The sequence below is a fragment of the uncultured Campylobacter sp. genome (assembly GCF_938018145.1).
GTDB lineage: Bacteria > Campylobacterota > Campylobacteria > Campylobacterales > Campylobacteraceae > Campylobacter_A.
Genome location: NZ_CALIII010000002.1, coordinates 1 through 1,081 on the forward strand (window position 1 = coordinate 1; position 1,081 = coordinate 1,081).

Here is a 1,081-nt window from a genome sequence, read left to right on the forward strand (position 1 = left end):
CATCGCGAGTAAATTTGCGTCCGTCAAATTTGCGTGCAGCAGCTCTTTTAACTCCGCCGAGCTTTGAAATTTGAGCGTTTTATAAGGCGCGTTTGCCGTCTCAAAGCTGGCTATCAGCGTCACGTCCGCGCCCGCGTAATAAAATGCGTCGGCAAGCGCTCGCGACATCTTGCCGCTGGATAGATTCGTCACGGCTCTTACGTCGTCGATCTTTTCGCTCGTGGCGCCGCCCGTGACGATCACTTTTTGCCCTTTAAATTTTGGCTCCGTTAGCATCCTTTTGGTTTCGTAGATGATCGTAGAAACGTCTGCTAGCGCGCCTTTACCCGTGTCGCCGCAGGCTAGGGTTTTTTCTACCGGCTCGATAAATCTCGCGCCGTTTGCCGCTAAAAACTCGAAATTTTTGCGCGTGGCGAAGTGATTTATCATTTTGTCGTTGGCTGCGGGCGCGATGAGTAGGGGAGCCGGGCTAGCGATCAGAGTCTGCATAAAGACGTTATCGCAAATGCCGCTTGCAAGCTTGTTTATCGTATTTACGCTAGCAGGCGCGATCAAGATGAGATCGGTTTTGGCGTAGGCGATGTGGTTTAGTCCGTCCTGCCAGCTCTCTGTGCGCGAGGTTAAAATTTTGTGTTCGCAAAGCGCTTCAAAGCCTGCTTCCGAGCAAAATTTGAGCGCTCCTTCGCTAAGCATAACCCGCACGTCCGCGCCCTCTTTTTTTAGCGCGGATAAAATTTCATAAGCCTTATAAAACGCGATACTGCCGCAAACCGCGAGCAAAATTTTTTTATTTTTTAGCATTTTCGTCGCTTTTCGCGTCGTTAAAAAATTTATAAAAAAACCCTTCTTTATTTACCTGTTTCGTGCGGCTGATGGCTAGCGCGCCGCTTGGTACGTCGCTAGTTACGGTGCTTCCCGCGGCGATTAGCACGTCGTCGCCGACTTTTACGGGGGCTACTAGCTGGGTGTCCGAGCCGATAAAGACGTTTTTGCCGATGATCGTTTTGTGCTTGGCTTTGCCGTCGTAGTTGCACGTGATCGTGCCGCAGCCGACGTTTGTGCCGTTACCTATCTCGCAGTC

Annotated in this window: 2 protein-coding genes; both read right to left on the reverse strand. The window is 50.9% G+C overall.

The genetic code is table 11. The annotated features are described in order from the left end of the window. Positions 1-801, reverse strand: an 801-nt coding sequence (gene coaBC / locus Q0338_RS00030; protein ID WP_298084987.1) for a bifunctional phosphopantothenoylcysteine decarboxylase/phosphopantothenate--cysteine ligase CoaBC, incomplete at its 3' end; no start/stop codon positions are given. Continuing rightward, positions 788-1,081, reverse strand: a 294-nt coding sequence (locus Q0338_RS00035; RefSeq protein WP_298084988.1) for a DapH/DapD/GlmU-related protein, incomplete at its 5' end; no start/stop codon positions are given. The genes coaBC and Q0338_RS00035, both read right to left, overlap by 14 nt.